This window comes from Micromonospora sp. NBC_01796 (assembly GCF_035917455.1).
Classification (GTDB): Bacteria; Actinomycetota; Actinomycetes; order Mycobacteriales; family Micromonosporaceae; genus Micromonospora_G.
Genome location: NZ_CP109078.1, coordinates 6,400,694 through 6,425,078 on the forward strand (window position 1 = coordinate 6,400,694; position 24,385 = coordinate 6,425,078).

Sequence of the window (24,385 nt, forward strand, 5' to 3'; positions counted from 1 at the left end):
CTAGGCATCCGGTGGGGGAGGGCGGTTGACGAGTCGGCGGGCGAAGGGTGGCGCGTTGTACAGGCCGGCGCTGGTGACGCCGTAGAACACGGGCAGCAGGACGAAGATCGCCAGGCTGGCGAGCGGCGCGACCAGGTAACCGATGAGGCCGGCGACGACGTACAGGACGAGCCCGATCAGCGCCCGGAGCCGTTCGCTGGGGTACAGCCGGTCGTGGACGCCGTCCTCGAGCAGTTCACGGTGCCGGGTCAGGTAGTGGAAGAACACCAGCCAACTCACGCAGAGCAACGCGCTGACCAGTGCGTAGAAGGCAATGCCCACGCGCTGGTCCTGTTGGTTGTGGTCCTGCAACGCGCGTGACACCACGGCGGTCGGGAACGGCAGCAGCGCCGTACTGAACAGGACGAACAGGTTCGCCCAGTGCAGGCCCCGATCGGCGATCCGGATGCGGTTGAACGTCGCCCGGTGGTTCAGCCAGACAACGGCGACATACAGGTACGACGCGACGTATGCCCCGTACGCGGGCCACTGCTTCAGAAGTCCGGATAGCAGGTGACCGTTCTCGACCTCGGGAACCCGAAGGTCGAGGACGAGCAGCGTGATGACGATCGCGAGGACCCCGTCGCTGAAACCCTCGGCGCGCGTGGTGTCCGACCGGACACCGGCGTCGTCGACTGGTCTGCTCACCGGGTGCTGGTACCCGCGGGAGCACCCCGCAACCTGTACGGCGCACGGCATCCCGTCGCCGGCTGATCCGCGCCGGATTGTCCCCCGCCGGCAGCTTCGACGGGGCGGTTTGCCCGTCCCGGCACCGGGAAAGCAGAAGGGGACACACCATGCGCCGTCGATCGGGCGGCGCCGCAAAGGAGGCCGCACCATGGCCAAGGGCCAGCAGCCGTTGAACGGCAAACGAGTCGCTTTCCTCGCCGCCGACGGGATGGAGGAGGTCGAGTACACCCAGCCCCGTGCCGCCGCCGAACAGGCGGGCGCGGAGGTCCACCTGATCTCCCTCGCCTCCGGTGAGGTCCAGTCGATGAACCAGGACATCGTCCCGGCGAACCGGTACCCAGTGGACCGTACGGTCGACCAGGTCGATCCGGCCGACTACGACGCTCTGGTGCTGCCCGGCGGAACGGTCAATCCGGACCGGCTGCGGATGAACCCCGCGGCGATGGACTTCGTCCGGGCGTTCTTCGAGCAGGACAAGCCGATCGCCGCGATCTGTCACGGCCCGTGGTCGCTGGTCGAGACCGGGATCGTCAACGGCCGGACGGTGACCTCGTACCCGAGCCTGCGTACCGATATCCACAACGCGGGCGGCAACTGGGTCGACCAACAGGTCCAGGTCGACAACGGGCTGATCACCAGCCGTAGTCCCAAGGACCTTCCGGCGTTCTGCGACAGGATGGTGGAGGAGTTCGCCGAGGGAAGACACACCCACCCGCTGGCGACCGCCTGACCCCGTAGTGTCCGGACCGGGCCCGCCGGCCCGGTCCGGTTCCGTTTGCAGGTTTACGCAGCCTGGTTCCGACGTCTCGCAGCCGTCGATACGCTGCCGGAATGACCAGCGTTTCCGGGTCCGCCACGTCCCGCACCGCGCCGACGGTCGACGGGACGGCATCCGGGTCGCCGCCGAACGTCGCCTGGCCCGCGCTGGCTGCCGTGGCCGGTACGGCCGGCGCGCTGATGCTCGCGTTCAGCGGGCGGTACGGCTACCACCGCGACGAGCTGTACTTCCTCGTCGCCGGGCGGCATCCCGCATGGGGGTACGACGACCAGCCGCCGCTGGTTCCACTGCTCGCCCGGCTGATGGACACCGTTTCCGGCGGTTCACTGGTCGTCCTGCGACTGCCGAGCACGATCGCCGTCGCGCTGGGCGTGCTGCTGGTCGGTCTGCTCGCCCGTGAGTTCGGCGGCGGACGGGCGGCGCAACTGCTGGCGGCCGTCGGCTGGGCTGCCGTACCGGTGGTGATGATCTCCGGTCACCTGCTCAACACCACACCGTTGGACCTGCTCGGCTGGACCACCGTCGGTTGGCTGGTGACCCGCTGGGTACGCACCCGCGACGACCGGCTGCTGCTGGCCCTGGGTCCGGTGGTCGGCCTCGGGCTGCAGGTCAAGAGCCTGCCACTGATCCTTGTCGCGGCCCTGCTGGGCGGGGTGCTGGTCAGCGGGCCGAGGGCCGTCCTGCGCCGCCCGGCACTGTGGATAGCGGCGGTGGTGGCACTGGCGCTCTGGGCGCCGAATCTCTGGTGGCAGGCGACCCACGGTTGGCCCCAGCTCACCATGACCGGGGTGATCCGCGAGGACGCGGACTTCGGTGGCCGGGCCGGGCTCGTACCCGCCCAGTTGCTGATGCTGGGTCCGCTGCTGACCCCGATCTGGGTCGCCGGACTGTGGCGGCTGCTGCGCTCCACCGACGCGCGACCGTACCGTTTCCTCGGTTGGACGTACCTGCTGGTCCTGTTGGTGGTGCTGGCGACGGGCGGGCGGGAGTACTACCCGATCGGGGCGTACCCCGCGCTGGTCGCGGCCGGTGCGGTGGCCACGGTCGGCTGGTTGCGTCGCGGGGTACGCCCACGGTTGCGTCGTACGGGGGTGGTGGTCCTGCTGGCCGTGCACGCGGTGACGACCGTCGGGCTGGCGTTGCCGGTCTACCCGATCCGGTGGCTGCCGGACACTCCACAGGCGGAGGTCAACTACGACGCGGGGGAGACGGTCGGCTGGCCGGAACTCGCCGCCACGGTGGCCGGGGTCCACCGGGACCTGCCACCGGAGGAGCGGGCCGACGCGGTCGTGCTGACCCGTAACTACGGCGAGGCGGGTGCGCTCGACCGGTACGGGCGCCCCCTCGGACTGCCCACCCCGTACAGCGGGCACGTGAACTACTGGCGCTGGGGTCCACCGCCGGACAGCGCCCGGGGTCCGGTGATCATCGTCGGCCGGTGGAACGCCGAGGAACTGGCCTCCTACTGCGGTACGGTCACCCTCGCCGCCCGCCACGACAACGGGTACGGCCTGGAGAACGAGGAGCAGGGCGTACCGGTATGGGTCTGTCGTGATCTGACGATGCCCTGGTCGCAGCTCTGGCCCCGACTCCGCCGCTTCTGACCCAGCCGGACAAGCTCAGGCGTCGATCAGCCGGCGCATGGCCTCGTTCTCCGCACCCTGCTCGTTGACGACGTGTTTGGCCAGGCTGCGCACGTACGCGTTCCGTCCCGCCGAGACCGCACCCTTCGCCATCGCGATCGCGCCGAGATGATGCTCGATCATCCGGGTCAGGTAGAGGCGGTCGGCGGCCGGTCCCTGCGCGGCGGCCAGTTCGGCGAGCTGCGCCTCGGTGAGCATGCCGTGCCCCTCACCGGCGTGCACCCTCGCCGTCGCCGGATCGGCCGGGTCGACCTGCGGCTGGTCCCAGCTCTCCAACCAGGCGTTCATCTCGTCGACCTCGCGCTGCTGGTCGCGGGCGATGAACTCGGCGATCGCGACCACCCTCGGCGACACCCCGGACTTGGTCAGGAGGTCCCGGCTCATCCGTACGGCCTGCGCGTGGTGCGGGATCATCATCCGGGCGAAGAGGAGATCCACCCCGTTGGGCGGGCTCGCCGACGCCCCGCTTCCCGCACCCGCCGAGGAACCGACGGCCAGCGCCGGGTCGGGCGGAGCCGGCGCGGGCCCGGACGGGGACACCGCCGGGTCGGGCAGCGCCACCGCCGCCGGGGCGGGCGCTACCTGATCCGGATCCGTGCCCCGACCACAACCACCGCCCACCATGACCAGACCGGCCAGGGCGAGGGCCAGCATCCCGGTTGCCTTGCGCATGCTTTCCTCCACGGTCCGCTCGGTTCGAAGCTTGTCCCGACGGGTTCCCGACCACCCGGCGGGGCGGCCGGTGGTCCCGCCCGCACGGTCGGTGCGAGCGGGACCACCGGGTCACTCGGTTCCGGGTACGGTCACGGCCGGCCGTTGACGTCCAGGCGGGACGCCGGGCCGATCGGGTTCGTCGCGGTGTAGTCACGGGGCAGCAGGTCGAAGCCCTGCCAGTGCACCGGCATCGGGCTCTGGTCCTCGTCGCGGGGCACGTGGTGGTAGCCGACCCGGACCCACATCACCGGGTCGGTCAGCGACTCGCCGTCGGAGTAGTCGAGGATGCCTCGACCCGGGCACTCCGGGTCGAGGTTGAACGTGGCGAACTTCTCGCACGGCTTGTACTGGGTGAACGTGACGTCCGGTTGGGTTTCCGGGTGCGCCTCGTACGCGTCGCTCGCACCCAGCTCCAGCTCGTACGACCGGTTGTGGCCGTCGGAGTTCTTGCTGGTCGGGCTGACCACCCGCCACCAGCGGCGCAACGCGGTGTTGAGCGGGGCCTCGGTGGCGACGGCGGTCTTCGTGGTGTGGTAGATCGCGGCGCGGGTGCCGGTTTCACCGGTCGGGGCGGTGTCGTACTGCTCGACCTTCTCCAGCCCCCGTCCGCCGATGTTGAAGTCGACCTTCCAGAAGGCGCTGTGGTAGTGGTTGGTGGCGAAGTCCGTCTGCCCCGCACCGAGCGGCCAACCGTCGTCGACCGTGGTGTAGTCGCGGGGTGCCAGGTCACCGGTCGCACCGAGCCGGACCGCGATCGCCCCGTCGTCCTGCAACCGGTACTCGGTGATGTACTCGTACCAGCCGACCTTCGCGATGGTCCGCAGAACCACGTCCTGGCCCTGCTTGGCGATCGGCTGCTCGGGCGTTTCGCCCTGCAACCGGTACGCCAGCCCGGTGTCCTCGACCTTCACGCACATCACCTTGGTCTCGGACTGGCCGTCCTCGGTCCAGACGCCTCGACGCGACCCGCCCTTGCAGTCCACCGCGGACATCTGCTGCAGGTAACGCCCGCCGAACCCGTACGAGGTGATGTCGTTCCACTCGTTCGCGCCGGAGTCATACGGGACGTTGAGCTGGGCGATGGTGACCTGGTTGAGCACCGTGATCGGGTTGGCGTCCCGCTTGCCCTGGTAGGCGACCCGTTCCAGGACCAGGCCGGTACGGTCGTCCATCCGCCAGCAGAGCTGCCACAGCGAACCGTTCGGCAGCTCCTGCTTGACCATCGCGTCGGCGTCGCAGTACGTCCAGCGTTCGTCGGCGGCAGTCGCCGGTGCCGCCGCGGCGAGTGCGCCGAGCAGGGTGACCGTGGTCGCGGCGCCGAGCAGCGCCGTCAGTTTCCTGTTTCGCATCTGGGGAGAGCCCTCCACTTACTTCAGGCGGGCGACGACGCGCCCGGAGAGGTCGACGACGATGTCGGAGATGTCGATGAACACGCCACCGGGCACCTGCGGTACGAGTTGCACGCAGCGGTGCTTCCCGCACTGCTCCGCACCCTGGTCCGCCGGTGCGGCGACGTAGCTGGGCGTACTGAGCAGGACCTGCTTCACGTCGGTGAGGTCGGTGCCGGTGGCCTTGCGGAACCGGGACTTGAAGTCGGCGCTCAGGTCGCTGGCCAGGAAGATGCGGAACGCCTCGGTGCTCTCACGAACGCTTGTCGGGGGTTGGATCCCCGGTGCGGCGAAGCTGTTCTCCAGCTTTCCCGTCTTCAGGTTGACCACCTGCTTGACCAGGGTGTTGTCGGAGTAGTTGTAGAAGTAGAAGGCGGCCCGTCGGGCACCGTCGGAGCGCTCGTCGACCAGTTCGGTGGAGAGGTACTCCGGACCGGCCGCACCGGTCACACCGGTGCCGGCGGCCAACGCACCGGCGGCCACCTCGCGGGCGGCGGCGCGTTCGTTCGGGGTGAGGGGATCGCGACCGGTGCCCTGCGCCGGTGCCGGTCCGGGGGTCGGGTCGTCGATGGTGACCGGACCGCTGTCCGTCTCGACCCGGGTCTGCCCGGCCACCGGCCCGGCGGTTGCCGGTGGGGGAGTCGGTGCGGTCGCGGCGGCGCTGAGGGAGACCGCGACGGTGGCGACCACCGCGGTCGTGACGGCGATGCCCAGGCCCCATCTGAGCCGTTGCGCTCGGTTCCGCCAGGGCGATCCGGGCGTCGCCGGATCCGTGGGTTCGACACGCTGCATAGACACTCCTGCGGGAAGCGTGGTTTCGATCTGCTGCGCCGGGGTCGGGCTCCGCGTCGAGCCCGGCCTCCGTGACCAGGCGATCGCCGACCCGGTACGTCGTTCACCCTGCGGGGATCAAGCCGGGTACGGGTTGCGGGTCCATCAATTCCCGGCAATATGCCGGGACGCGGTGAACGCGAACGGGGCCGGATCGTTTCTCATTCGGTTCGCTCAGGCCGGTACAGCCCGGTAACAACGGAGAAACGAGGCGTATCTATTTTCAAGATCTCTGTAGGGGCGGCCGAGCCCACCGGGACGTGAACGGGGATGCGGTGAGCGCTCTCGACGACGCCATTGCCGGCGCGCTGGCCCGCCCGGCCCGTCCGGTCGGCCCGCCGCCGTCGGGGACCGGGCTGGACCGGCGCCGCCTGTCGGCGCTGCCGGTGGCCGCCCAGGCCGTGGCGAACGTCGCCCCGTCACCGGGGATGATGGCGGCCAGCGGGATGGTCGCCTGGCTCGGTGTGGCGGTTGTGCCGGTGTATCTGCTGGCCACGCTCGCCATGGTGCTGGTCGGATCCTGTGTGGCCCAGTTCGCCCGGCGAATGGCGGCGGCCGGCTCGCTCTACACCTTCGTCGCCAAGGGACTGTCACCCCGTACGGCGTTCCTGACCGGTTGCGCGTTGCTGTTGGCGTACCTGTCGCTGGTTGGTATGTGCCTGCTGGGGTCCTCCCGGCGGCTGGCGACGCTGCTCGCCGACGCGGGCCTGATCCCCGTCGCCGAGCAGGAGCGGACGGTGCTGCTGGTGACCGTGCTGCTCGGCACGATCCTGGCCACCTGCGTGGTACGCGGCATCCAGATCTCCGCGATGGTCACGCTCACCCTGGAGGCGGCCTCGGTCTGCGTGGTGCTCACCGCGCTCGCGGTCACCGCCTACCGGGGGGTGGGCATCGCCGACACCCTGGCCGCACCGGACCTGACCGCCAGCGCGGTCACCGGTGCGCTGATGATCGCGATCACCGGGTTGGTCGGTTTCGAGAGCGGTTGTGCGTTGAGCGTCGAGGCCCGGCGGCCGTACGCGGTCGTTCCCCGGGTGGTGCTCTGGACCCCGGCCGTCTGCGGTGCGCTCATGGTGGCCGCCGCCGGGCTGCACATCTACGGTTTCAGCCGGCACCGGGGCGGGTCCGCCGTGGACGGTTCGGCGCTGGCCGGGCGGGCGGTCGCCGAGGTCACCCCGCTGTTGCCGGTCCTGCTCCAACTGGGGCTGGTCTCGTCGCTGTTCGCCTGCGCGATGGCGTCGGCGAACGCCGCCGTCCGGGTGCTCTTCTCGATGGGTCGCGAGCAGGTCACCCCGCCGGTGTTCGGGCGTACCCACCCGAGGTACCGGACGCCGTACGTCGCGGCCGTGACGGTGATCCCGGCTGCCGTACTCACGCCGGGCGTGCTCTGGCTGACCGGTCTGCCGATACGGTCGATCTCGAACGCCCTGTCCGTCCTCGCCACCCAGGGTTTCCTGGTCACGTACGTGCTGGTCTGCCTGGCCATGCCGGTGTTCCTGCGCCGGATCGGCGAGCACACCCGGTGGGCCAGCGTCGCCGGACTGCTCGGTGCGGTGCTGCTCGGAGCCGTCTTCACCGGGTTCTGGGTGGAGACCGTACGTGACGGCAGAGCCGTCCTGGTCGCCGTCTTCGCCGGTCTGCTCGCGCTCGGCCTGCTCTGGTTCGGCCGGGTACGCCGGCGGGTGCCGGACGTCGCCGTCGGTTTCTTCGACGAGGCCACCGTCGAGGACATCCTGCCCGGCGCTTCGCCGGTCGGCCGGCGCTAGGCCGGCCGGATGACCAAGCCGCCCCGCCACCCACCGGCCGAGTTGGCGGGTCGCCAGCCGGCCGCCGTGGTCTCCGCGCTGACCGTGCTGGAGGAGGTCGCGCGGGCGGGTCCCGGGGTGACCGCGAAGGAGATCTCGACCGCGCTGGGTTTACCGCCGGCCACCACGTACCGGCTGGTGAACCTGCTGGTCGCGGAGGAGTACCTGGTCCGGCTGGCCGACCTGCGCGGGTTCGCGCTCGGCCGGAAGGTGATCGAGCTGGCCGGGGCCGCCGCCCGGGAGGCGCTGCCGCCGGGTGTGCCGGAGGTGGTGACCGCCCTGCGCACCCGCGTACGCCTCGCCGTGCACCTGGTCCGCTACCGGGACGGCCGGCTGCGGCTGGTCGACCCGGACCCGGACCATCCGCCGTCGCCGGAGGCGCTGCTGGCCCGGCACCTGCACGCCTCGGCCGTGGGCAAGCTGCTGCTCGCCGAGCGGCGGGATCTGTTGCCGGTGTCGCTGGTCCGGCTCACCCCGGCCACCATCACCCGTCCGGACCTGCTCGACCTGGAACTGGCCGGGGTACGCAGCGAGCAGACGGCCCGCCAGCTCGGCGAGTTGCGCCGGGACCGGGGTTGTCTGGCGTTCCCGGTTCGTGGCCGGGCCGGTCACCTGCTTGCCGGTCTGGCCGTGAGCACCAGCCCGGACCGGGTCGGCCGGTTGGACCGGGCGGTCCTGCGGCTGGTCGGCCGGTGTGTCGACGAGTTGGCCGACCTGCTGGCGCCCGACCCGACCTGACCCGCCCGCTTTCCGGCCGCCGAACCTGCGCGTCGACGTGACCGCGCTGGACGCCACCCTGGCCCGGTTCCCCGAGGGCGTACGGGTGGCGGTCGAGCCGAGGCACGCGTCGTGGTGGACCGCCGAAACCCGGCGGGTTCTGGAGGTACGAGGTGCCGCCCTGTGCTGGGCCGACCGGCGCAGCCGACCGGTCACCCCGCTGTGGCGTACGGCGGACTTCGGTTATCTGCGGCTGCACGAGGGCAGGGCCAGGCCGTGGCCGCGCTACGGGCGGGTCGCCCTCGGTTCCTGGCTGGACCGGATCGAGGGCACCTACGGGGACCCGGACCCGGTGTACGTCTACTTCAACAACGATCCGGGCGGGGCGGCCATCGTCGACGCGAGCGCCCTGGCCATGATCGCCCGTCGGCGGAACCTGCCGGTCACCCGTACGCCGGGCGCCTGAATCGGTGCGGCGCCGGGGGATTGGCCTCGGGGCTGACGGGAAACCGGAGGTCACCGGCGACGCGGAGGTGGTGGTGACGATGGCCCGTACGGCGAAGACCAGCGGACCGACCGGACGGCTCAGCAGGGCACGGAACAGCACAAAACGTCGAAAGATAGCATTCGCCCAGCGCGCCGAGGAGCTTGCCGCCCAGGTGGGGGTCCTGCTGGGACGCAAGGCCACGAAGGCGGGCCGCAAACGCCCGTTGAAGACCGAGCGGGGCGGCACGAGCACGACCCGCAGCGTGGGGGCGGACACCCGGGGAATCAAGGGCGCCAAGATCAGACGGCGGCAGGGTCGGAAGATCGGACTCGGTCGCAAGCGGGTCCGCCCGAGCTAAGACGCGACCGCGCTTCACGGATGGGCGAGGCCGGCGACCAGGTTGATGGCGGCGCCGATGATCACCGCTCCGAACAGGTAGGCCAGTAGCGCGTGCCGCAGCGCGGTGCTGCGCATCTCGGTGGTCGTGAGGTCGGTGTCCGACACCTGGAAGGTCAGGCCGATGGTGAACGCCACGTACGCGAAGTCGGCGTACCGGGGCGGTGGCGTCTGGTGGAACTCGATCCCGCCGTCGGGTCCGGTGTAGTAGATCCGGGCGTACCGGGCGGTGAACACGGTGTGCACGACGCTCCAGGACAGCACGATGCTCACCACGGCCGCGCCGACCCGGATGGGCTTGGCGAGGTCGGGCGGGTTCCCCTCGGCCAGCACGAAGCCGATCGCGACCAGGCTCACCAGACACGCGCCCAGTAGGAGCAGGTCACGCACCGTCCGGTTGGGATCCTGCCGCACCGCCAGATGCGCGGTCTGCTCCGAGTCCATCGGCCAGATGATCATCCAGACCCAGATCAGGTAGGCGAGAGCAGCGGCATCCCACCCGGCCAGCGGGCCGAGGATCGGCGAGTAGAGGACGCTCACCGGCACCCCGACGCAGATGCCGATGATCCCGACCGCAGCCAGTTCCACCCCGGAGTGCACCCGCTGGGCCGACGCCGGAAGTCTGCTCAACTGAAGCGTCCGTACATCCACGCCACCTCTTCCGGCCGTCCACGTCCACGCTCGGCCAGCCCGCACGCTGCTCCTCAGGCCCTAACGAGGCAGGCCCGACTTTGTCAACGCCCGGCAGCCGTCGACGCGGGCCGCCGGCTTCGACCATCAACAGCAGCCGGCGTACGTCCCTGAGGTCGAGCTGTGGCGGATTTTTTCCCCCGTGGGGGCAGTGATTCGCCACAGCCGACGTACTGCGTCGGGGTTGTGGTTCAGTCGAGAATTTCCATCTTTCGATTTAGATATTGCAGTGCATTGTTCGATAACTTACGATCACAGCGTCGCCATCGATCCACTACCGCCGATGCGGCTATCCGGCCGAGCAGCCGTGGGTCGGTACGCGGGGCGCCGGGCCACTCGGGCAACCGCGCGGGCGATCCCATCCGCTCCCACCCGCGAAGGACCACCGTGAGAATCGTCAAGCTGTTCGCCGCGGCGGCCGTCACCGCCGCCGCCGTCCTCGTACCGGCCGCCGCCGCGCAGGCCGCGCCCTGTCAGGGGATCTACTCGATCGCGAACTACGCCGGCAAGGTCGAGGTCACCGGCGGCTTCGCCTGCGACAACGGCTGGCAGCCCGCGTACCTGGTGCTGCTGCGCAGCCAGAACGGCGGATCACCGCAGTACGTCGCGAGCGGCATGGGAGTGGCCACCTACGTCTGCCGTACGTCCGACATCTGGACCTACCAGCTCGGTGGTCAGGTGGTCGGCAGCGGGGGTTACACGCTGACCGACGTCCACTGCGGCTGAACCTGACCGGGCCGCGCCCGTACCGAAGTGGGTACGGGACGCGGCCCTCGTCTCCCGACCGTGGCCGATCGGCCGTTCAGTGCCGGGTGTGCTCCCCGTCGAGCGCCTGCTGCTCCGGCCGCGTGTTCTCGTCGCCGGCCGGCTCGACGTGCTCGGTGACGGTCCGGTTGGCGCCCGGCGGGACCGCCACCATCCGGTACTCACCGGTCTCGGCGCTGATCGCGGCGGCGGCCATCACCGCGGCGGCGGCCCGGTCGGCCACCCGCTTCGCCTCGCGCTGCACTCTGGCCCGTACCTCCATGGCGTGCCGCTCGGCGGAGTCGGCGGCCTGCCGGGCGTCGTCCAGACGGGTGAGTTCGGCGGTCATGTCCTGGCGGACCTCGCCGAGACGTTGCTGTAGCTGGATGACGTCGCGTTCCGTGCTGGCCCGCTCCTGACGCGACTGCGCGAGCCGCTGCTGCGCGGTTTCCTGCGCGGCCTGGAGCTGGGCCAGTGCCTGCTGCCGGGCCTCGATCTCCTTCTGGGCGACGGAGAGCTGCCGTTCGAGGGCGGCGGCCTGCTCGTCGGCCCGACGGTGCAGGTCGGCGGAGTACTGCTGCGCCTCCGCCTGGAGCGCCGCGTTCTTCTGCTCGGCCAGCGAACGCCACCGGGTCAGTTCGGCCTCGGCCGCCGCCTGCCGCTCGGTGACCTCCCGCTCCACGTGCGCCTTCCACTGGCCCAGCTCGTGCTGGGTCTGGGTGCGCGCCGCCTCGACCTCCTGCTGGAGCTGGGCGCGGGCCGCCTCGATCATCGACTCGGCCTCGGACCGGGCCTGCTCGACCTGCTGCCGGCTCTGTTCGTTGATCCGGTCCGCTTCCTGGATCGCCTGCTCCTGCGCGGCCTCGCCCTCGGCGATCAGCTTGTCCGCGTGCTCGCGGGCCTCGGTGAGGACCCGTTCCGCTTCGGCCTGATAGTCGGCCGCCTGCTGCGCGGCGGTGTTGACGATCGCCTCGGCCTGCATCTCGGACAGTGCCAGGATCTGCTCGACCATCGGTCCGAGCTGCCGGAACGACGCCCGGTCGGTCTGCGGTGGCCGCTGGTGCAGTTCGGCGATCTCCGCCTGGAGCTGCTGGATCTGCACGGTCAGACCGCGAACCTGGCCGTACGCGGACTCGCGTTCGGACGTCAGCTTCGAAATGTCGCCGGTCGTTTGCGACACGTACTGGTCCACCTGCCGCTTGTCGTAACCGCGCAGCGCGGACTCGAAGCCCGGCCGCGAGGTGCCCTCGCGTAGGTCGAACAGCTCCGCGCTCTGGGACATGCGCCATCCTCCATACGATCGGAGCCCGGCCCGGGCGTACGACACGCCGCCGGGACACGGCTCAACCGCCGGACTATACCGCCCGCCCGAGTCAACGCAAGGCCACCGTTGTGACGGCGGGGGTCACCGTCCATCCCGGTCGCCGGGGCGCTGTTCCTCCGGCTGCCGGTCGGGCCGGACCCGCTGCGGGGGCGTTGGTCAGACGGTCGCCGGGAGTGGTTCGCCGACCGCCGTCGAGCGGGCCGGCAGGGTTCCGTAGAGCAGGCGCAGAGTGGCGTCGGTCAGCGAATCCAACAGGTCGTCGTCGGTCTGCTCGTCGGGGTTGGTGAAGGCGTGCGCGAACATCGTCAGCCTCAGCTTCACCACCATCAGGGCCAGCAGGGTGGGGTCGCCCACGACGGTGACACCGGCCCGGATGTCCCGCTCGACGCGCCGGGTGATCGCCGTGCACCCGTTGGCGGTGACGCGTTCCCGGATCTCGACGATCTCCGGGCCCGGGAACGGGTTGACGAACGCCTCGCACAACCAGCGACCGTCGATCCGCCACCTTTTGAGGGAGCGCACCAGCCCGCGTCGCAGCGCCTCCCGGTCGAAGCCGTCCGACTCGACCCACTCGGCCAGCTCCTGCTCGCTCTCGCCGAGCACCGTCTCGCAGAGTGCGGCGAGCAGGGCCTGCTTGGACTCGAAGTAGAAGTAGAAGCCCGAGCGGGCGATCCCGGCCGCCGCCGCGAGCTCGTCGATCGTCACCTGCGCGAGCGGCTTGCGCCGCAGCACCGTACGCGCGGCGTCGATCAGGGCGCGCTCACGTTGATCACCCTTGGTCGGCCCGCGACGGCTCCCGGAAGCTGGCATGCGGCCACTATACCCGCCGTCGTCGGTGATCGACGTCACGGCGAGATTTATCGACACCGTGTTGAAAAATGAGCGCCCGCGGTTCTACGTTCGGTGCTTCAACCAGGCGAAGAGAGAGCCCGAACATGCTGACCACCTCCGACGGGCCGCGCGTTCCCCGTCTCGTGCTACCCGTCGTCGCGTACGGCGTGCTCCTGGTCGCCGCCCTGCAGTCCCTCGTCGTACCGGTCCTCGGGTCCATCGCCGGGTCGTTGCACTCCAGCGCCAACGCCACCAGTTGGGTGGTGACCGCCAACCTGCTGGCCGCCGCCGTCCTGACGCCGATCCTGGGGCGCCTCGGCGACCTACGCGGTCGCCGGCCGGTCATGCTCGGGGTGCTGATCGTGGTGCTCCTCGGCGGAGTGCTCGCCGCCACCACCGACAACCTGCCGCTGCTGCTGCTCGCCCGCGTCCTGCAGGGCTCGTCCTTCGCCCTCTTCCCGCTGGGCATCGGCGTGCTGCGCGACGAGTTGCCACGGGAACGGCTCACCGGCGCGATGGCGATGGTCAGCGGCACACTCGCCATCGGTGCCGGGATCGGGCTCGTCGCCACCGGACTGCTCACCCGCGACGGGGCCGACTACCACCGGGTCTTCTGGCTCGGCACCGCACTCAGCGCGCTCGGACTCGCCGCCGCCTGGTACGTCGTACCGCGACGGGAGCCCACCGCGGTCGGCCGTACCGACTGGGCGGGCGCGGGTCTGCTCGGCCTCGCCCTGGTCCTCCTGCTCATGCCCCTCGCACAGGCCAACAACTGGGGCTGGGGTTCGACCCGCGTGATCGGATCGTTCGTCGGGGCCGTCGTCGCCTTCACCGTCTTCGTGCTGGTCGAACGTCGTCTCACCCACCCGCTGGTGAGCATCCGGATGCTCACCCACCGGCCGCTGATCGTCGCGAACGTCGCCGGCCTGTTCCTCGGCGTGTCCCTGTTCGTCGTCTTCCTCACCGTGGCCTCGTTCGTCCAGGCACCGCCCGCCCTCGCCGGCTACGGATTCAGCTCGACCGTGCTCGCCGCGAGCGTCGTCTACCTGCTGCCCGGTGCCGCCGCGGGTGTGGTCACCGCCCCGCTGGGCGGGCGACTCGTCTCCCGGTACGGCGCCCGCTCCACCCTGGTCATAGCGCTGCTGCTCGCGGCGCTCGGATACCTCTCCCTCGCCGTGCTGCACACCGCGACCTGGCAGGTGATCGTCGGCTCCTTCGCCGTGAACACCGCCGTCACCTTCGGCTACGCCGCCCTGCCGGCCCTGCTGGTCGAGCACGTCGGGCCGGCCGAGACCGGGATCGCCAACAGCGTGAACTCGATCGCCCGCTCGATCGGCAGCTCACTTGCCAGCGCCCTGGTGGTGACCATGTTGACCCGCAACCTGATCGAGGGGTCGCCGGTACCGCTGCCGCACGAGTCGCAGTACGTCGTCATCTTCGCCATCGCGGCGGCCTGCGCCACCGCCGGTGCCGTCCTCGTCGCCCTCGGGCTGTCCCGCAGCCCGCGCGGTGTGCTCACCACCGCGCAGGCCGAAGCCGAGGAGGTGCTCGGCGCGGCGGGGCTGGACATTCCCACCGAGTTGCGTCCCGCGGGCTCGTCCGTGGCCGACTCCCGCCGCTGACGCCCGTACCGGCCGGGTTGGTGCGCCGTCACCGCCCGGCCGGGGTGCGGTCACAGCCAACCTCGGTCGCGGGCCAGGCTCAGCGCCTCACCCCGGTTGCGGGCGTTCGTCTTGCCGATCGCCGACGACAGGTAGTTGCGTACGGTGCTCGCCGACAGGTGCAACCCGGCTGCGATGTCGGCGATCGTCGCGCCGCCCGAGGACGCGTTGAGCACCTGCCGTTCCCGGTCCGACAGCGGGTTCGGGCTGGCGCCGAGCGCCTGCGCGGCCAGCCGCGGGTTGACCGCGATCTCACCGGCGAGGACCCGGCGGATGGCGGCGGCGAGTTCCTCGACCGGGTCGTCCTTCACCAGGAAGCCCTTCGCCCCGGACTCCAGTGCGCGTTTGAGGTAGCCGGGGCGGCCGAAGGTGGTGACGACGATGACAACGCAGCCGGGCAGCGCCCCGATCACCTCGCCGATCACGTCGAGGCCGCTGCGCCCCGGCAGTTCGATGTCGAGCAGCACCACGTCCGGACGCTCCCGGAGCACCGTGGCCACCACCTCGTCGCCGCGCGCGACGGTCGCCACCACGCTCATGTCCTCCTCGAGGTTGAGCAGGCTCGCGAGCGCCGAGCGCATCATGCCCTGATCCTCGGCGATCAGGATCCGCGTCGGGTCCGACATCAGCCCTGCCCGGACAGCACGGGTACGGGCACGGACGCCGCCAGCCGGAAACCGGTCGCGCCGGTGGTCACGGTCAGCTCGCCACCGAGGTCCTCCACCCGTTCCCGCAGGCCGCGCAGGCCGCTGCCGGCTCCCGCCGTACCGCCGTGTCCATCGTCGACGAGTTCCACGCTGGCGACCCTGCCATCCACTCGCACCTCGATCCGGCAACTGCCGGCCCCGGCGTGCCGCAGCACGTTTGTCGTCCCCTCCCGTACCACCCAGCCGAGCAGCGAGTCGACCCGCGGGTCCAGTTCGACCCCCGGCGACGTCACGTCGACCCGGACGTTCGCGGCGGCCAGCGCGGTCCGTGCGTTCGTCAACTCCTCGACCAGGCGTACGGTCCGGTACCCGCTCACCGCCTCGCGTACCTCGGTCAGGGCCTGCCGGCCGATCGTCTCGATGTCACGGGCGTGCTCGACGGCCGAGTCCGGGTCCCGGCCGAGCAGCCGCCTGACCGCCTCCGCCTTCACCACCACCAGCGACAGCGTGTGCCCGAGCAGGTCGTGCAGGTCGCGGGAGAACCGCAGTCGCTCCTCGGTGACGGCGGCCCGGGCGAGCTGTTCGCGGGTCCGGGTGAGTTCGCCGACCACACCGACGAGGTACTGCACCAGGAAGGTCGCCGCACCGGCGAAGAACGTCGCGAACCCGAGTGACAGGGCGAGCTCCACCGACCCGCTCTCCAGGCCGGGGACCAGCGCCCCGCTGATGGTGAGCGACGCGATCAGGCTCAACGCCCACCGCTGCCGTACGGCGACGGCGGCGGCGATCGCGAGCAACGGGAAGAGGAACTCCCGATCCGTACGCCAGCCCACGAGGTATCCGGTGCACAACACCGTGAGGAGTACGAGAGCCACCTCGGCGCCGCGTCGGGTACGCGTACCGGGTCGGAACGGGAGCCGGACCGTCACCGCGTACGCCGCGCCGAGCACCACCAGGTAGGTCGCCCGCAGCACCTGTCCGTCCACCAGCGCGTCGATCAGCGGCGCCACCAGGAGTACGGGCGCCCAGATCAGGGCGAACCAGGGGCCGGGATGGCGGGTGACCCACGCCAGGACCGGCTCGGTCTCGACACAGTCGGTCGTGCGGTCGTCAGTTCTCATCGCCACATCCACTCAACGAGCCGACGTCGGCGCGAGCCCGACGATCAGTGTCACACCGACCAGGACGTGCATGCCGAGCAGCACGGCGAGTACGCCGCCGGAGGCCCCGGAGGTGACCGGTCCGAGCAGTGACAACACCAGCACCGCCCAGGCGGTGACCAGCCAGGCCCGGCGACCGCCGCGAAAGCGGCCTTCGAGGAACGCCAGCAGTGCCCACCCGGCGCCACCCACCAGCAGCGGGACGGCCACCACCGACGCGGGAGTGACCGTCTGTTGCTCCGTACCCGACCCGAGGGTGAGGTCGAGCCCGGCCAGCGGAACGCCGACCACCCAGACGGCGAGGGCGACCGCCGCCGCCACCAGGAGCGTGACCGTACGGCGCAGGCGGGGCCGACGTACGGGCGGCGGTTCGAGGTTGATCGTCTCCGGCATCACAGCGTCTCCCTTTCGCGATTTCGACAACGCCGACGCTACGGAGACGGGGGCGTGCGTCGGCAGGCTGAGACGTCCCGTGATCCGTAGGACGAATGTCCTGCGTACCGGTGGCGGTTTTCCGCACGTCGCGAGATGCGTGCCGGGCGGCGGCGGTGTGAGGATCCGGGGATATCTCGCAGGCCGCATCGGAAGGCGGGTCGTCATGGGTTCCGGGTTGTCGCTCGTGCTCTTCCCCGTCGCGCTGGGCATCGTCATGCTCGGGCTTGGGCTCACCCTGACCGTCGAGGACTTCCGCCGGGTGGTGCGTTACCCCCGGGTGGTGGTGATCTCCCTGGTCTGCCAGATGCTGATCCTGCCGGCCATCGCCCTGGGCCTGGTGGTCGCCTTCGACCTGGCCCCCGAACTGGCCGTGGGCATGATGTTGCTGGCCGCCTCACCGGGCGGCAGCACGGCCAGCCTCTACAGCCACCTCTTCCGGGGCAACGTCGCGCTCAACGTGTCGCTGACCGCGATCAACTCGGTGCTGGCGCTGTTCACCCTGCCGCTGATCGTCAACCTGTCGGTGGCCGGTTTTGTCGGCTCGGACAGCTCGATCGGCCTCCAGTTCGACAAGGTCGTCCAGGTCTTCGCCATGGTCCTGATCCCGATCGCGATCGGGATGGCCGTCCGGGCCCGGTTCACCGACTTCGCCCTGCGGATGGAACGCACGGTCAAGATCCTGTCCGTCGTGGTCCTGGTCGTGATGATCACCGGTGCGCTCACCGGCATCAAGGACGACATCGCCGCGACCATCGGCGAGGTCATCGTCATCGTCCTGGTTTTCAACCTGGTCAGCCTGGCGATCGGGTACGCCGCACCGCGTACGCTGCGCGTCGCGCGCCGGGAGTCGGTCGCCTCCTCGTTCGAGATCGGGCTGCACAACGCCACCCTGGCCATCACCATCGGGATGAGTCCGGCGCTGCTCGACAACACGCGGATGGCGATGCCGTCGGTGATCTACGGAACCGTCATGTTCTTCACCGCCGCCGCCTTCGGTCTGGTCGCCGCCCGCCGGGTGCCGGCCGGAACCGAGCACACCGACCGGGCGGCCGACCCGACAACCGTGTGAACCCGGAGCGACCCGTCACCACCACTGCTTGACGGCCACCTGCGCACCACCACCGTTGTCGCCGAGGTTCGGATCGTTGTACGAGAAGACCAACTGCGGTATGCCCACGTCCCACCCCTGGAACTGCACACACCGGCTGTCGGCACCGACCGGGAACCATTCGTTCGCGCTGTAGAGGCGTCCGGTCCGGGTCGACCAGATCAGACCGGCGGTCACCTTCGCGACCAGTGCGTACCTGGGGGAGTCGGGGGCCGGCCAGCCACTGCCGAGGCCGGGGGCGGGCAGCTCGCCGACGATGTTCTTCGACGTGCCCCAGTGGTCGATCCGGACCGAGCCGGACGCGGTGATCCGGAAGATGTCGCCGTCCTGGATGCCGGCCGGTGCGGCCCACGGGGTGTGCTGGTTGCCGGGGGCGGACCAGAAAAAGCCGTCGCCGTGCTGCGGCCGCTCGTTGTTGTAGCAGTTCTCCAGCGGGAGGGCGGCCGCCGCCGGTGCGGCCGGGCCGATCGCCACCGCGCCGACTCCGACCAGGGCGCCGACGAGTACGAGCCGGATCGACCGCGTCGGGGCACCCGTGACGCGCATTTTCGCGAACCGCGCAGAACCGAACATCCGTTGTCCCTCCATCGGCCGTCTCAGCGGAGCCGACGTTAGCCAGCGTCGTCAACATCGCCCGCCGTCCCTTGTCACGGCGCCGGAAACAATCTCCGGAAACATTTGTCTGTCTACAATGCACCGGCCGACAGCGGGTGTGCGGAAACGCCTGAACCCGTGCCGACGACCGGAAAACGAGGGTGGGCAATGGACCTGAGCCGACGGCGCCGGTCAATGGCCGCTGTGCTCGCGATATGGATCTTCACCAGGACCGCATTCGTGCTGGTCTACACGAAGGTCGTCAAGGCTCCCGATTTCGGCGGCGTTTTCACCGACGTGGAGCTGTACCACCGCTGGAGCGACGCGCTGCTCGACTGGCAGATCCCCGTCGGCGACCCGATGTGGCAGTATCCGCCGGGCGCCGCCGTGGTCTTCGTAACCCTGCGCCACCTCGGGGGCGACTCCGTCGGCGGGTACGAGGCCACGTTCTTCGTCGCGGCACTCCTGGCCGACCTGCTGATCCTGCTCGCCCTGCTCCGGCTGGGCCGGGGGAACGGGCTGCTGCTCGGTGCCGCCGCCTGGGCCGTGGTCGTACCGTGTCTGAATCTCCTGACCTATGCCCGGTACGACATCTTCGTCACGGCCTCGGCCGTGGTCGCGCTCGCCGCCACCGTCCGTCGCCCGGTCGTCGCGGGCGGGGTCATGGCCATCGGGGGACTGGTCAAGGTCTGGCCCGTCCTGCTGCTGATCAGCGCCAGACCGTTGCGTGGACTACGTCCGGTGCTGACCGGCTTCGTCGCCACGCTCGCCGTGCTGGGTGGTGCCCTGACGCTCGCCTTCGCCGGTGGCTGGTCCGGGTTCACGAACAACCAGTCGGACCGGGGTTTGCAGATCGAGTCGATCGGTGCGTCCCCGCTGGTGCTGGCCCGGCTCTGGGACGAGACCATCACCGTCGGCTACGTCTACGGGGCGATGGAGTTCCAGCACCCGTACGTGCGCGCGGCAACGGTCGTGCTGCCCGTGCTGACCCTTGCCGGCCTGGGTCTGCTCGCCCTCTGGTGGCTGGTACGGGGTCGCCGGCTCGCCTGGACCGCCACGCTCGGGTTCGACGTGGCCCTGCTGGCGGTCCTCGTGTCGGTGCTGACCAGCCGCGTCTTCTCGCCCCAGTACATGCTCTGGCTGGTCGGGGTGGCGGCGGTCTGCCTGACCCGTCGGGACACGACACAACGGGTCACCGCCGTCCTGATCCTGGTCGCCACCGGGGTGACCAGCGTGCTCTTTCCGTGGTTCTACGAACACGTCTCGGCGGACCCGTACTGGCAGGGCACCGCCCTTCTGCTCGTCCGCAACGCGCTGGTGGTGGTCGCCCTCGGCGTCGGGATCGCCGCGTTGCTGCGGGCCGCCGGAAAGGCTGCCGCCGACAGCGGTACGAACACGAACACCGGCACCGGCGTGGATGACGCCGGTGCCGGTGTGCCGTCGGTGAGCGTGCTCCCGAGCTGATCTCACCCTCGGGAGCACGCCACCTCTGCCGGGGTAGCCGGAGGGCTAACCGCCGTTGATCACGAAGCTCGATCCCGGTTCCCGGACGATGTTGCCGTCGGCCGAGTTGGTGATGGTGACGTTCGTGAGTGTGGCGTCACCTCGGGCGCCGCCCATGGCCAGGATCCCGGCACCGTTGTTGGACTTGTCGATCCGTACGTTGCTGATCACGACGCCGGGCATGTTGCCGCCGCCGTTCTTGAACTGGATGCCGTCATAGGTCGAGTCGTGGATCTCGGTGTCACGGATGGTGACACCGGTGATGTCCAGAGTCGCCGGGAACAGCGTGATCGCACCGAACTCCTGATCCTCGTTCCAGAAGGCGCCACCGGTGCGGTAGAGCCCGTTGTTGGCGATCAGGGTGGTCCCGGAGAAGGGCAGGGGACTGTGGTCGGTCGCCAGCATGATGCCCGGGTAGTTCATCGTGTCGTAGATCAGGTTGTTCTCGATCGAGTTGTCGTAGCCGCCGTAGATCGCGATGCCGTTCGCCCGCCAGGGCAGCTGGATGGTGTTGTTGACGAAGTGGTTGTCGTGGGTGTTGTCGGCGACCCGGTCCCGCACGGCCGTGTTCGCCCAGACCGCCAGGGCGTCGTCACCGTTGGTACGGAACGAGGAGTTGAACACCCTCGAGTTGCTCGTTCCGTTGGTGAAGTTGATGCCGTCGGCGTACGTGTTGCGGACGCGCATGCCGCTGAATTCGAGGCCGTCGCCGGGTCCCCACAGGGCGGGGATGTTGTCGTAGTCACGACCGACCCAGGCACCCACGTTGGCGTGCTCGATCCACACGTTGGTGATCTTGGTGTTGTCGCCGAACCGCCCGTTCAGGCCCACGCCACCCTCGTCGTTGCCGTCCCCGCCACGGATCCGGCCGGAGCCGAAGATGGCGATGTCGGAGATCTGGGTGTTGTTGTCGATGTCGAAGCCGAAGTTGCCCTCGTGCGGGTGGTTGATGCCGCCCACCACGTCCTGCGGCTCGGTCAGCGTGTAGAACTGCGAGTGCCACATCCCCGCGCCACGGATCGTGACGTTGCTGATGCCCACCTGGTTCCACTGACCCCGGTTCAGCGGGTCGTCGGTGAGGATCTTCTGCTCCTGCCGCCACTGTCCGGCCGGGATCCACACGCAGCCGATGACACCGTTCTGGTCGTCGGTGACCGCCCGCTGGATAGCGGTCGTGTCGTCGAGCCCGTCGTTGGCCACCGCGCCGTACGCCGTGATCGAGGTGCAACCGGCAGGTTGGCTCAGCGGTGCCGCGACCTGCTCCAGGTCGATCAGGTCGATGATGTAGAACGAGGCGGTGTCGGTCGCGTCGCGCTGCAACTTGAACCTGGTCCCGGCCGGGTAGGACTGCGACAGCAGCGCGTGCGACTCGTCGAACAACCGCCGGGCGTCGCCCTGGGGGGTGTTCGTCAGTCCCTCGGGCTGGTCGGTGTTCCCGTAGAGCCAGCTGTGGCGTGACGAGAGCGTCAGCTTCTGGACGAAGGTGTCGTTGGCGTACAGGCTGATGCTGGCCTCGATGCCGCCGCCACCCGGTGCGTCCGGGATGGAGTTGCGGACCACTATCGAGTTGGACGCGTTGGTCGAGGTGAACTCGACGAACTGCCCGGTGCTGTTCAGGCGTACCGACTTGCGGCCCGAGGACTCGGTGGCGAAGTTGGTGTGCCCGAAGGTGCGCAGCGGGTCCGTCTCCAGCAGGGCACCCTGGTAACGGCCGGCCTCCGCCTCGTACGACACCCACGGGACCGCCGCGCCACGGCCGACCACGATCGACTGCGTGAACACGTTGTTGGACTCGTTGGTCTCGGCGACCACACCGGTCGCGTCGGCGGTCGCGGTGATGGTGGCGCCACCGCTGGTGGCGGTCCAGCTACCGGTGATGGCGACGTTGGCCGTCGTACCGGCCGCGATCGACGGGGTGCTGGTGTTGAGCGTGGTGCCACCGACGGCCAGCCGGGTGACCGTGGTCGCGCCGGTCGAGGTCGTACCGCGGTTGTTCACCGCGACGGTGAAGGTGACCGCCGCACCGACCGCCGGGTTCGGCGGGTTGGAGCTGATGCTCAGCACCTGCAGGTCCGGACCGGGGGCCTGGCTCACCACCAGTTGCGAGGGCGCGGTGAAGCTGTTGTTGCCGTTGTTCTGCTCGATGATGGTGTTGGTCGGGTCGACCACCGAGGTGACGCCGTAGCTGCCCAGCGGCCGGTTCCCGGCGTTGAACGAGACCGTGGTCGAGGCGCCCGCGTTGAGGGCACCCACCGGCGCGCTGCCGACGACCGCGCCACCCAGGCTGAAGTTGACCGTGGTCGCACCGGCCGCCGCCGAGCCGATGTTCTGGACGGTGGCGGTGAGGGTGACCGGGGTGGCCTCGGTCGGCGCCGCGGGTGTCCAGGTCGTGTTGCTGACGATCAGGTCGGCGTTGGGTGCCGGCGTACCGCACACCTCGAACTCGGCCACCTGGCCGGACGGGGCGCCGGTGTTGGAGTTGAACCGCAGTTGCACGTCCGCCGTGGTCGCGCCGACCGGGACGCTCACCACGTTGTTGCCCTGGACGAACTGGTAGTTCGCCGCCGACACCAGGTTGGTGTAGGTGGTCGCGGCCTGGTCGCGGCCGAGGATCTGGAAGTTCTGGGTACGGGTGCCCCAGGCCGGATCCGGGTTGAGCTTCACGTTCACCGAGGTGATGACGTGGTTCGCACCGAGGACCGCGGTCAGGCTCTGCGGGTATCCCGCCGCGCCCTCCCAGTAGCTGGTCAGCGATCCGTCGTTCGCCTTCTCCGGGGTGAAGCTGAAGGTGGAGCCGGTCGCGGTCATGGTCTTGCCCAGCGCGACGTTGGTGCAGCCGGGAGGCTGGGTGCCGGTCCGGGTGACGGTGTTGCTGTTGCCGGACAGGTTGCCGGCCCCGTCGCGTGCCCGGACGTAGTAGGACACCGTCGCGGTCGTCGGCTGGGTGTCCTGGTACGTCAGCACGGTGCCCAACGTCGCGATCAGGCTCCCGCCCCGGTAGACGTTGTACCCGGCCAGGCCGCTGCCGCCGGAGTCGGTGGAGGCGCCCCAGTTGAGGGTGATGACGGTGCCCGAGGTGCTGTGCGACAGAGTGCCGGGCACGCTCGGCGCGGTGGTGTCACCGCTGCCGGGGCGGGTCACGGTGTTGCTGTTGCCCGACAGGTTGCCGGCGACGTCCCGGGCCCGCACGTAGTACGACACGGTGGCCGAGGCCGGCTGGGTGTCGCTGAACGTGGTCACGTTGCCGACGGACTGCAGGTACGCGCCGTTGCGGTACACGTCGTACCCGGCCATCCCGCTGCCGCCGGTGTTGTCGGTCGACGCGCCCCAGTTGAGGGTGATCGTCGTACCGGACTGGGTGTGGGACAGGGTGCCCGGAACGCTCGGCGGGGTGGTGTCGGCGGCGGTGTCCGGCCCGTAGACCTCGAGTTCGGAGAGCTGCCCGGCCGGCCACCCGCTGTTGGCGGTGATGTTGATCCGCAGGTAGCGGGTGGTGGCCTGGCCGAAGTTGATGGTGACCGAGTTGCCGTTCACCGCCGGGTTGAAGGTGTACGTCTGCGACCCGACCAGGTCGCTGAAGGACGACCCGTTGGTGCTGCCCTGCACGCTCAACGCCTGCGTACGGGTGCCCCAACCGGAGGTCGGCAGCTTCAGTACGACCCGGTTGACGGCGACCGACGAGCCGAGGTCGACCTGTATCCACTCCGGGAAGGAGTTGTTGGCGCTCTCCCAGTAGCTGCCCTGGTTGCCGTCGACCGCGCGGGCCGAGTCGTAGACGTCGGCGTGGCCGCTCTCCTGGGTGGGGCGGCCCTGGGCAAGGTTGACGACGGCGTTCGGGGCGATGACCGCGTTCGCGGCGGTCTGGCCGAGGGAGGGGTCGGGCTGGGCGGCCGCGTTCGCGACGGCCGTCCACCCCACGGTGGCGATCATGGCGGCGGCGACCGTGGTCGCCACCAACCTGACCGGATTGGTTCGTCTCATCTGCTGTCCTTGTCGCGTGGAGGGACGTTTGCGCGTGTGGTGGATCCCCATGGGCGTGGGGTCGGGCGTGGATCGACAGGTGACCGGTCGAGCCCGTGGGTTACGGGCGGGCCGGTCGGTAGGGGTGGGGGGAAGCGAGAGCGACGGCACCACCGGGCCTCTCCGGGACGGGGGAGAAACACCGCAGGGAGCGGCCCCACTGGAAATTGCAGATGCAAG

General features: G+C 70.1%; 22 protein-coding genes. 10 read left to right on the top strand and 12 right to left on the bottom strand.

Annotation, left to right across the window (positions count from 1 at the left end; all coding sequences use genetic code 11):
- The gene (locus tag OIE47_RS28810; RefSeq protein ID WP_326557652.1) at positions 1 to 687 is read right to left on the bottom strand and encodes a TMEM175 family protein; all 687 of its coding nucleotides are present in this window, start codon (positions 685 to 687) and stop codon (positions 1 to 3) included.
- A gap of 190 nt (positions 688 to 877) precedes the next feature.
- Here OIE47_RS28810 and OIE47_RS28815 point away from each other — a divergent pair, with 190 nt between their 5' ends.
- Complete coding sequence (locus OIE47_RS28815) at positions 878 to 1,459, top strand: type 1 glutamine amidotransferase domain-containing protein (RefSeq protein WP_326557653.1); 582 nt, start codon at positions 878 to 880, stop codon at positions 1,457 to 1,459.
- A 101-nt stretch (positions 1,460 to 1,560) separates the two neighbouring features.
- On the top strand, positions 1,561 to 3,111 hold the full coding sequence (locus tag OIE47_RS28820) for a glycosyltransferase family 39 protein (RefSeq protein WP_326557654.1): 1,551 nt from the start codon (positions 1,561 to 1,563) through the stop codon (positions 3,109 to 3,111).
- Between the two features lie 15 nt (positions 3,112 to 3,126).
- Here OIE47_RS28820 and OIE47_RS28825 read toward each other — a convergent pair whose 3' ends face one another.
- The 3 genes from OIE47_RS28825 to OIE47_RS28835 all read right to left on the bottom strand — a co-directional run bounded on the left by OIE47_RS28825 (position 3,127) and on the right by OIE47_RS28835 (position 6,044).
- The gene (locus OIE47_RS28825; RefSeq protein ID WP_326557655.1) at positions 3,127 to 3,822 is read right to left on the bottom strand and encodes a DUF305 domain-containing protein; all 696 of its coding nucleotides are present in this window, start codon (positions 3,820 to 3,822) and stop codon (positions 3,127 to 3,129) included.
- Positions 3,823 to 3,953: 131 nt separating this feature from the next.
- Positions 3,954 to 5,213, bottom strand: a complete 1,260-nt coding sequence (locus OIE47_RS28830; RefSeq protein WP_326557656.1) for a copper amine oxidase — start codon at positions 5,211 to 5,213, stop codon at positions 3,954 to 3,956.
- An 18-nt stretch (positions 5,214 to 5,231) separates the two neighbouring features.
- Entirely contained in the window at positions 5,232 to 6,044 is an 813-nt protein-coding gene (locus OIE47_RS28835) for a hypothetical protein (protein ID WP_326557657.1), read from the bottom strand.
- 314 nt (positions 6,045 to 6,358) lie between these two features.
- On the opposite strand from OIE47_RS28835, the gene OIE47_RS28840 reads away from it, so the two are divergent.
- The 4 genes from OIE47_RS28840 (at position 6,359) to OIE47_RS28855 (ending at position 9,450) form a co-directional block, all read left to right on the top strand.
- Positions 6,359 to 7,849 (top strand): APC family permease, encoded by a 1,491-nt coding sequence (locus OIE47_RS28840; protein WP_326557658.1) that lies wholly within the window; start codon positions 6,359 to 6,361, stop codon positions 7,847 to 7,849.
- A 9-nt stretch (positions 7,850 to 7,858) separates the two neighbouring features.
- Positions 7,859 to 8,626, top strand: coding sequence for an IclR family transcriptional regulator (locus OIE47_RS28845; RefSeq protein WP_326557659.1), 768 nt, complete (start codon positions 7,859 to 7,861; stop codon positions 8,624 to 8,626).
- Positions 8,583 to 9,071: a DUF72 domain-containing protein gene (locus OIE47_RS28850; protein ID WP_326557660.1), complete on the top strand. Its 489-nt coding sequence runs from the start codon at positions 8,583 to 8,585 to the stop codon at positions 9,069 to 9,071. The genes OIE47_RS28845 and OIE47_RS28850 overlap by 44 nt, the downstream gene beginning before the upstream one ends.
- Positions 9,072 to 9,150: 79 nt before the next feature.
- Complete coding sequence (locus tag OIE47_RS28855; RefSeq protein WP_326557661.1) at positions 9,151 to 9,450, top strand: hypothetical protein; 300 nt, start codon at positions 9,151 to 9,153, stop codon at positions 9,448 to 9,450.
- A 14-nt stretch (positions 9,451 to 9,464) separates the two neighbouring features.
- Here OIE47_RS28855 and OIE47_RS28860 read toward each other — a convergent pair whose 3' ends face one another.
- Entirely contained in the window at positions 9,465 to 10,118 is a 654-nt protein-coding gene (locus OIE47_RS28860; RefSeq protein WP_326557662.1) for a DUF1345 domain-containing protein, read from the bottom strand.
- A 447-nt stretch (positions 10,119 to 10,565) separates the two neighbouring features.
- On the opposite strand from OIE47_RS28860, the gene OIE47_RS28865 reads away from it, so the two are divergent.
- Positions 10,566 to 10,904, top strand: a complete 339-nt coding sequence (locus OIE47_RS28865; RefSeq protein WP_326557663.1) for a hypothetical protein — start codon at positions 10,566 to 10,568, stop codon at positions 10,902 to 10,904.
- A gap of 76 nt (positions 10,905 to 10,980) precedes the next feature.
- Here the strand turns inward: OIE47_RS28865 and OIE47_RS28870 are convergent, their stop codons facing one another.
- Complete coding sequence (locus OIE47_RS28870) at positions 10,981 to 12,204, bottom strand: hypothetical protein (RefSeq protein WP_326557664.1); 1,224 nt, start codon at positions 12,202 to 12,204, stop codon at positions 10,981 to 10,983.
- Between the two features lie 198 nt (positions 12,205 to 12,402).
- A complete protein-coding gene (locus OIE47_RS28875) occupies positions 12,403 to 13,056 on the bottom strand; it encodes a TetR/AcrR family transcriptional regulator (RefSeq protein WP_326557665.1) in 654 nt (217 codons plus the stop codon).
- Positions 13,057 to 13,181: 125 nt separating this feature from the next.
- Here OIE47_RS28875 and OIE47_RS28880 point away from each other — a divergent pair, with 125 nt between their 5' ends.
- Positions 13,182 to 14,699, top strand: a complete 1,518-nt coding sequence (locus tag OIE47_RS28880; protein ID WP_326557666.1) for an MFS transporter — start codon at positions 13,182 to 13,184, stop codon at positions 14,697 to 14,699.
- Positions 14,700 to 14,749: 50 nt separating this feature from the next.
- Here OIE47_RS28880 and OIE47_RS28885 read toward each other — a convergent pair whose 3' ends face one another.
- Genes OIE47_RS28885 through OIE47_RS28895 form a run of 3 tightly spaced genes read right to left on the bottom strand, consistent with a single transcriptional unit; the run spans position 14,750 to position 16,938 of the window.
- A complete protein-coding gene (locus tag OIE47_RS28885; RefSeq protein ID WP_326557667.1) occupies positions 14,750 to 15,364 on the bottom strand; it encodes a response regulator transcription factor in 615 nt (204 codons plus the stop codon).
- On the bottom strand, positions 15,364 to 16,506 hold the full coding sequence (locus OIE47_RS28890; RefSeq protein WP_326557668.1) for a sensor histidine kinase: 1,143 nt from the start codon (positions 16,504 to 16,506) through the stop codon (positions 15,364 to 15,366). Before OIE47_RS28890 ends, OIE47_RS28885 begins: the two co-directional genes overlap by 1 nt.
- 12 nt (positions 16,507 to 16,518) lie before the next feature.
- Positions 16,519 to 16,938 carry a DUF6069 family protein gene (locus tag OIE47_RS28895; RefSeq protein ID WP_326557669.1) on the bottom strand — a complete coding sequence of 140 codons (420 nt, stop codon included), beginning with the start codon at positions 16,936 to 16,938 and terminating at the stop codon, positions 16,519 to 16,521.
- 205 nt (positions 16,939 to 17,143) lie between these two features.
- Here OIE47_RS28895 and OIE47_RS28900 point away from each other — a divergent pair, with 205 nt between their 5' ends.
- Entirely contained in the window at positions 17,144 to 18,049 is a 906-nt protein-coding gene (locus OIE47_RS28900; protein WP_326557670.1) for a bile acid:sodium symporter family protein, read from the top strand.
- A 15-nt stretch (positions 18,050 to 18,064) separates the two neighbouring features.
- Here OIE47_RS28900 and OIE47_RS28905 read toward each other — a convergent pair whose 3' ends face one another.
- On the bottom strand, positions 18,065 to 18,661 hold the full coding sequence (locus OIE47_RS28905) for a hypothetical protein (RefSeq protein WP_326557671.1): 597 nt from the start codon (positions 18,659 to 18,661) through the stop codon (positions 18,065 to 18,067).
- Between the two features lie 216 nt (positions 18,662 to 18,877).
- Here OIE47_RS28905 and OIE47_RS28910 point away from each other — a divergent pair, with 216 nt between their 5' ends.
- The gene (locus OIE47_RS28910; RefSeq protein ID WP_326557672.1) at positions 18,878 to 20,146 is read left to right on the top strand and encodes a glycosyltransferase 87 family protein; all 1,269 of its coding nucleotides are present in this window, start codon (positions 18,878 to 18,880) and stop codon (positions 20,144 to 20,146) included.
- 45 nt (positions 20,147 to 20,191) lie between these two features.
- Here OIE47_RS28910 and OIE47_RS28915 read toward each other — a convergent pair whose 3' ends face one another.
- Positions 20,192 to 24,166 (bottom strand): CARDB domain-containing protein, encoded by a 3,975-nt coding sequence (locus OIE47_RS28915; protein WP_326557673.1) that lies wholly within the window; start codon positions 24,164 to 24,166, stop codon positions 20,192 to 20,194.
- Positions 24,167 to 24,385 lie beyond the last annotated feature (219 nt).

Excerpts from the sequence above, each read along its gene's own strand:
- OIE47_RS28815 (WP_326557653.1), top strand. The coding sequence starts at position 878 with ATGGCCAAGGGCCAGCAGCCGTTGAACGGCAAACGAGTCGCTTTCCTC.
- OIE47_RS28820 (WP_326557654.1), top strand. The coding sequence starts at position 1,561 with ATGACCAGCGTTTCCGGGTCCGCCACGTCCCGCACCGCGCCGACGGTC.
- OIE47_RS28825 (WP_326557655.1), bottom strand. The coding sequence starts at position 3,822 with ATGCGCAAGGCAACCGGGATGCTGGCCCTCGCCCTGGCCGGTCTGGTC.
- OIE47_RS28830 (WP_326557656.1), bottom strand. The coding sequence starts at position 5,213 with ATGCGAAACAGGAAACTGACGGCGCTGCTCGGCGCCGCGACCACGGTC.
- OIE47_RS28835 (WP_326557657.1), bottom strand. The coding sequence starts at position 6,044 with ATGCAGCGTGTCGAACCCACGGATCCGGCGACGCCCGGATCGCCCTGG.
- OIE47_RS28845 (WP_326557659.1), top strand. The coding sequence starts at position 7,859 with ATGACCAAGCCGCCCCGCCACCCACCGGCCGAGTTGGCGGGTCGCCAG.
- OIE47_RS28855 (WP_326557661.1), top strand. The coding sequence starts at position 9,151 with ATGGCCCGTACGGCGAAGACCAGCGGACCGACCGGACGGCTCAGCAGG.
- OIE47_RS28870 (WP_326557664.1), bottom strand. The coding sequence starts at position 12,204 with ATGTCCCAGAGCGCGGAGCTGTTCGACCTACGCGAGGGCACCTCGCGG.
- OIE47_RS28875 (WP_326557665.1), bottom strand. The coding sequence starts at position 13,056 with ATGCCAGCTTCCGGGAGCCGTCGCGGGCCGACCAAGGGTGATCAACGT.
- OIE47_RS28880 (WP_326557666.1), top strand. The coding sequence starts at position 13,182 with ATGCTGACCACCTCCGACGGGCCGCGCGTTCCCCGTCTCGTGCTACCC.
- OIE47_RS28885 (WP_326557667.1), bottom strand. The coding sequence starts at position 15,364 with ATGTCGGACCCGACGCGGATCCTGATCGCCGAGGATCAGGGCATGATG.
- OIE47_RS28890 (WP_326557668.1), bottom strand. The coding sequence starts at position 16,506 with ATGAGAACTGACGACCGCACGACCGACTGTGTCGAGACCGAGCCGGTC.
- OIE47_RS28895 (WP_326557669.1), bottom strand. The coding sequence starts at position 16,938 with ATGCCGGAGACGATCAACCTCGAACCGCCGCCCGTACGTCGGCCCCGC.
- OIE47_RS28900 (WP_326557670.1), top strand. The coding sequence starts at position 17,144 with ATGGGTTCCGGGTTGTCGCTCGTGCTCTTCCCCGTCGCGCTGGGCATC.
- OIE47_RS28905 (WP_326557671.1), bottom strand. The coding sequence starts at position 18,661 with ATGTTCGGTTCTGCGCGGTTCGCGAAAATGCGCGTCACGGGTGCCCCG.
- OIE47_RS28910 (WP_326557672.1), top strand. The coding sequence starts at position 18,878 with ATGGCCGCTGTGCTCGCGATATGGATCTTCACCAGGACCGCATTCGTG.
- OIE47_RS28915 (WP_326557673.1), bottom strand. The coding sequence starts at position 24,166 with ATGAGACGAACCAATCCGGTCAGGTTGGTGGCGACCACGGTCGCCGCC.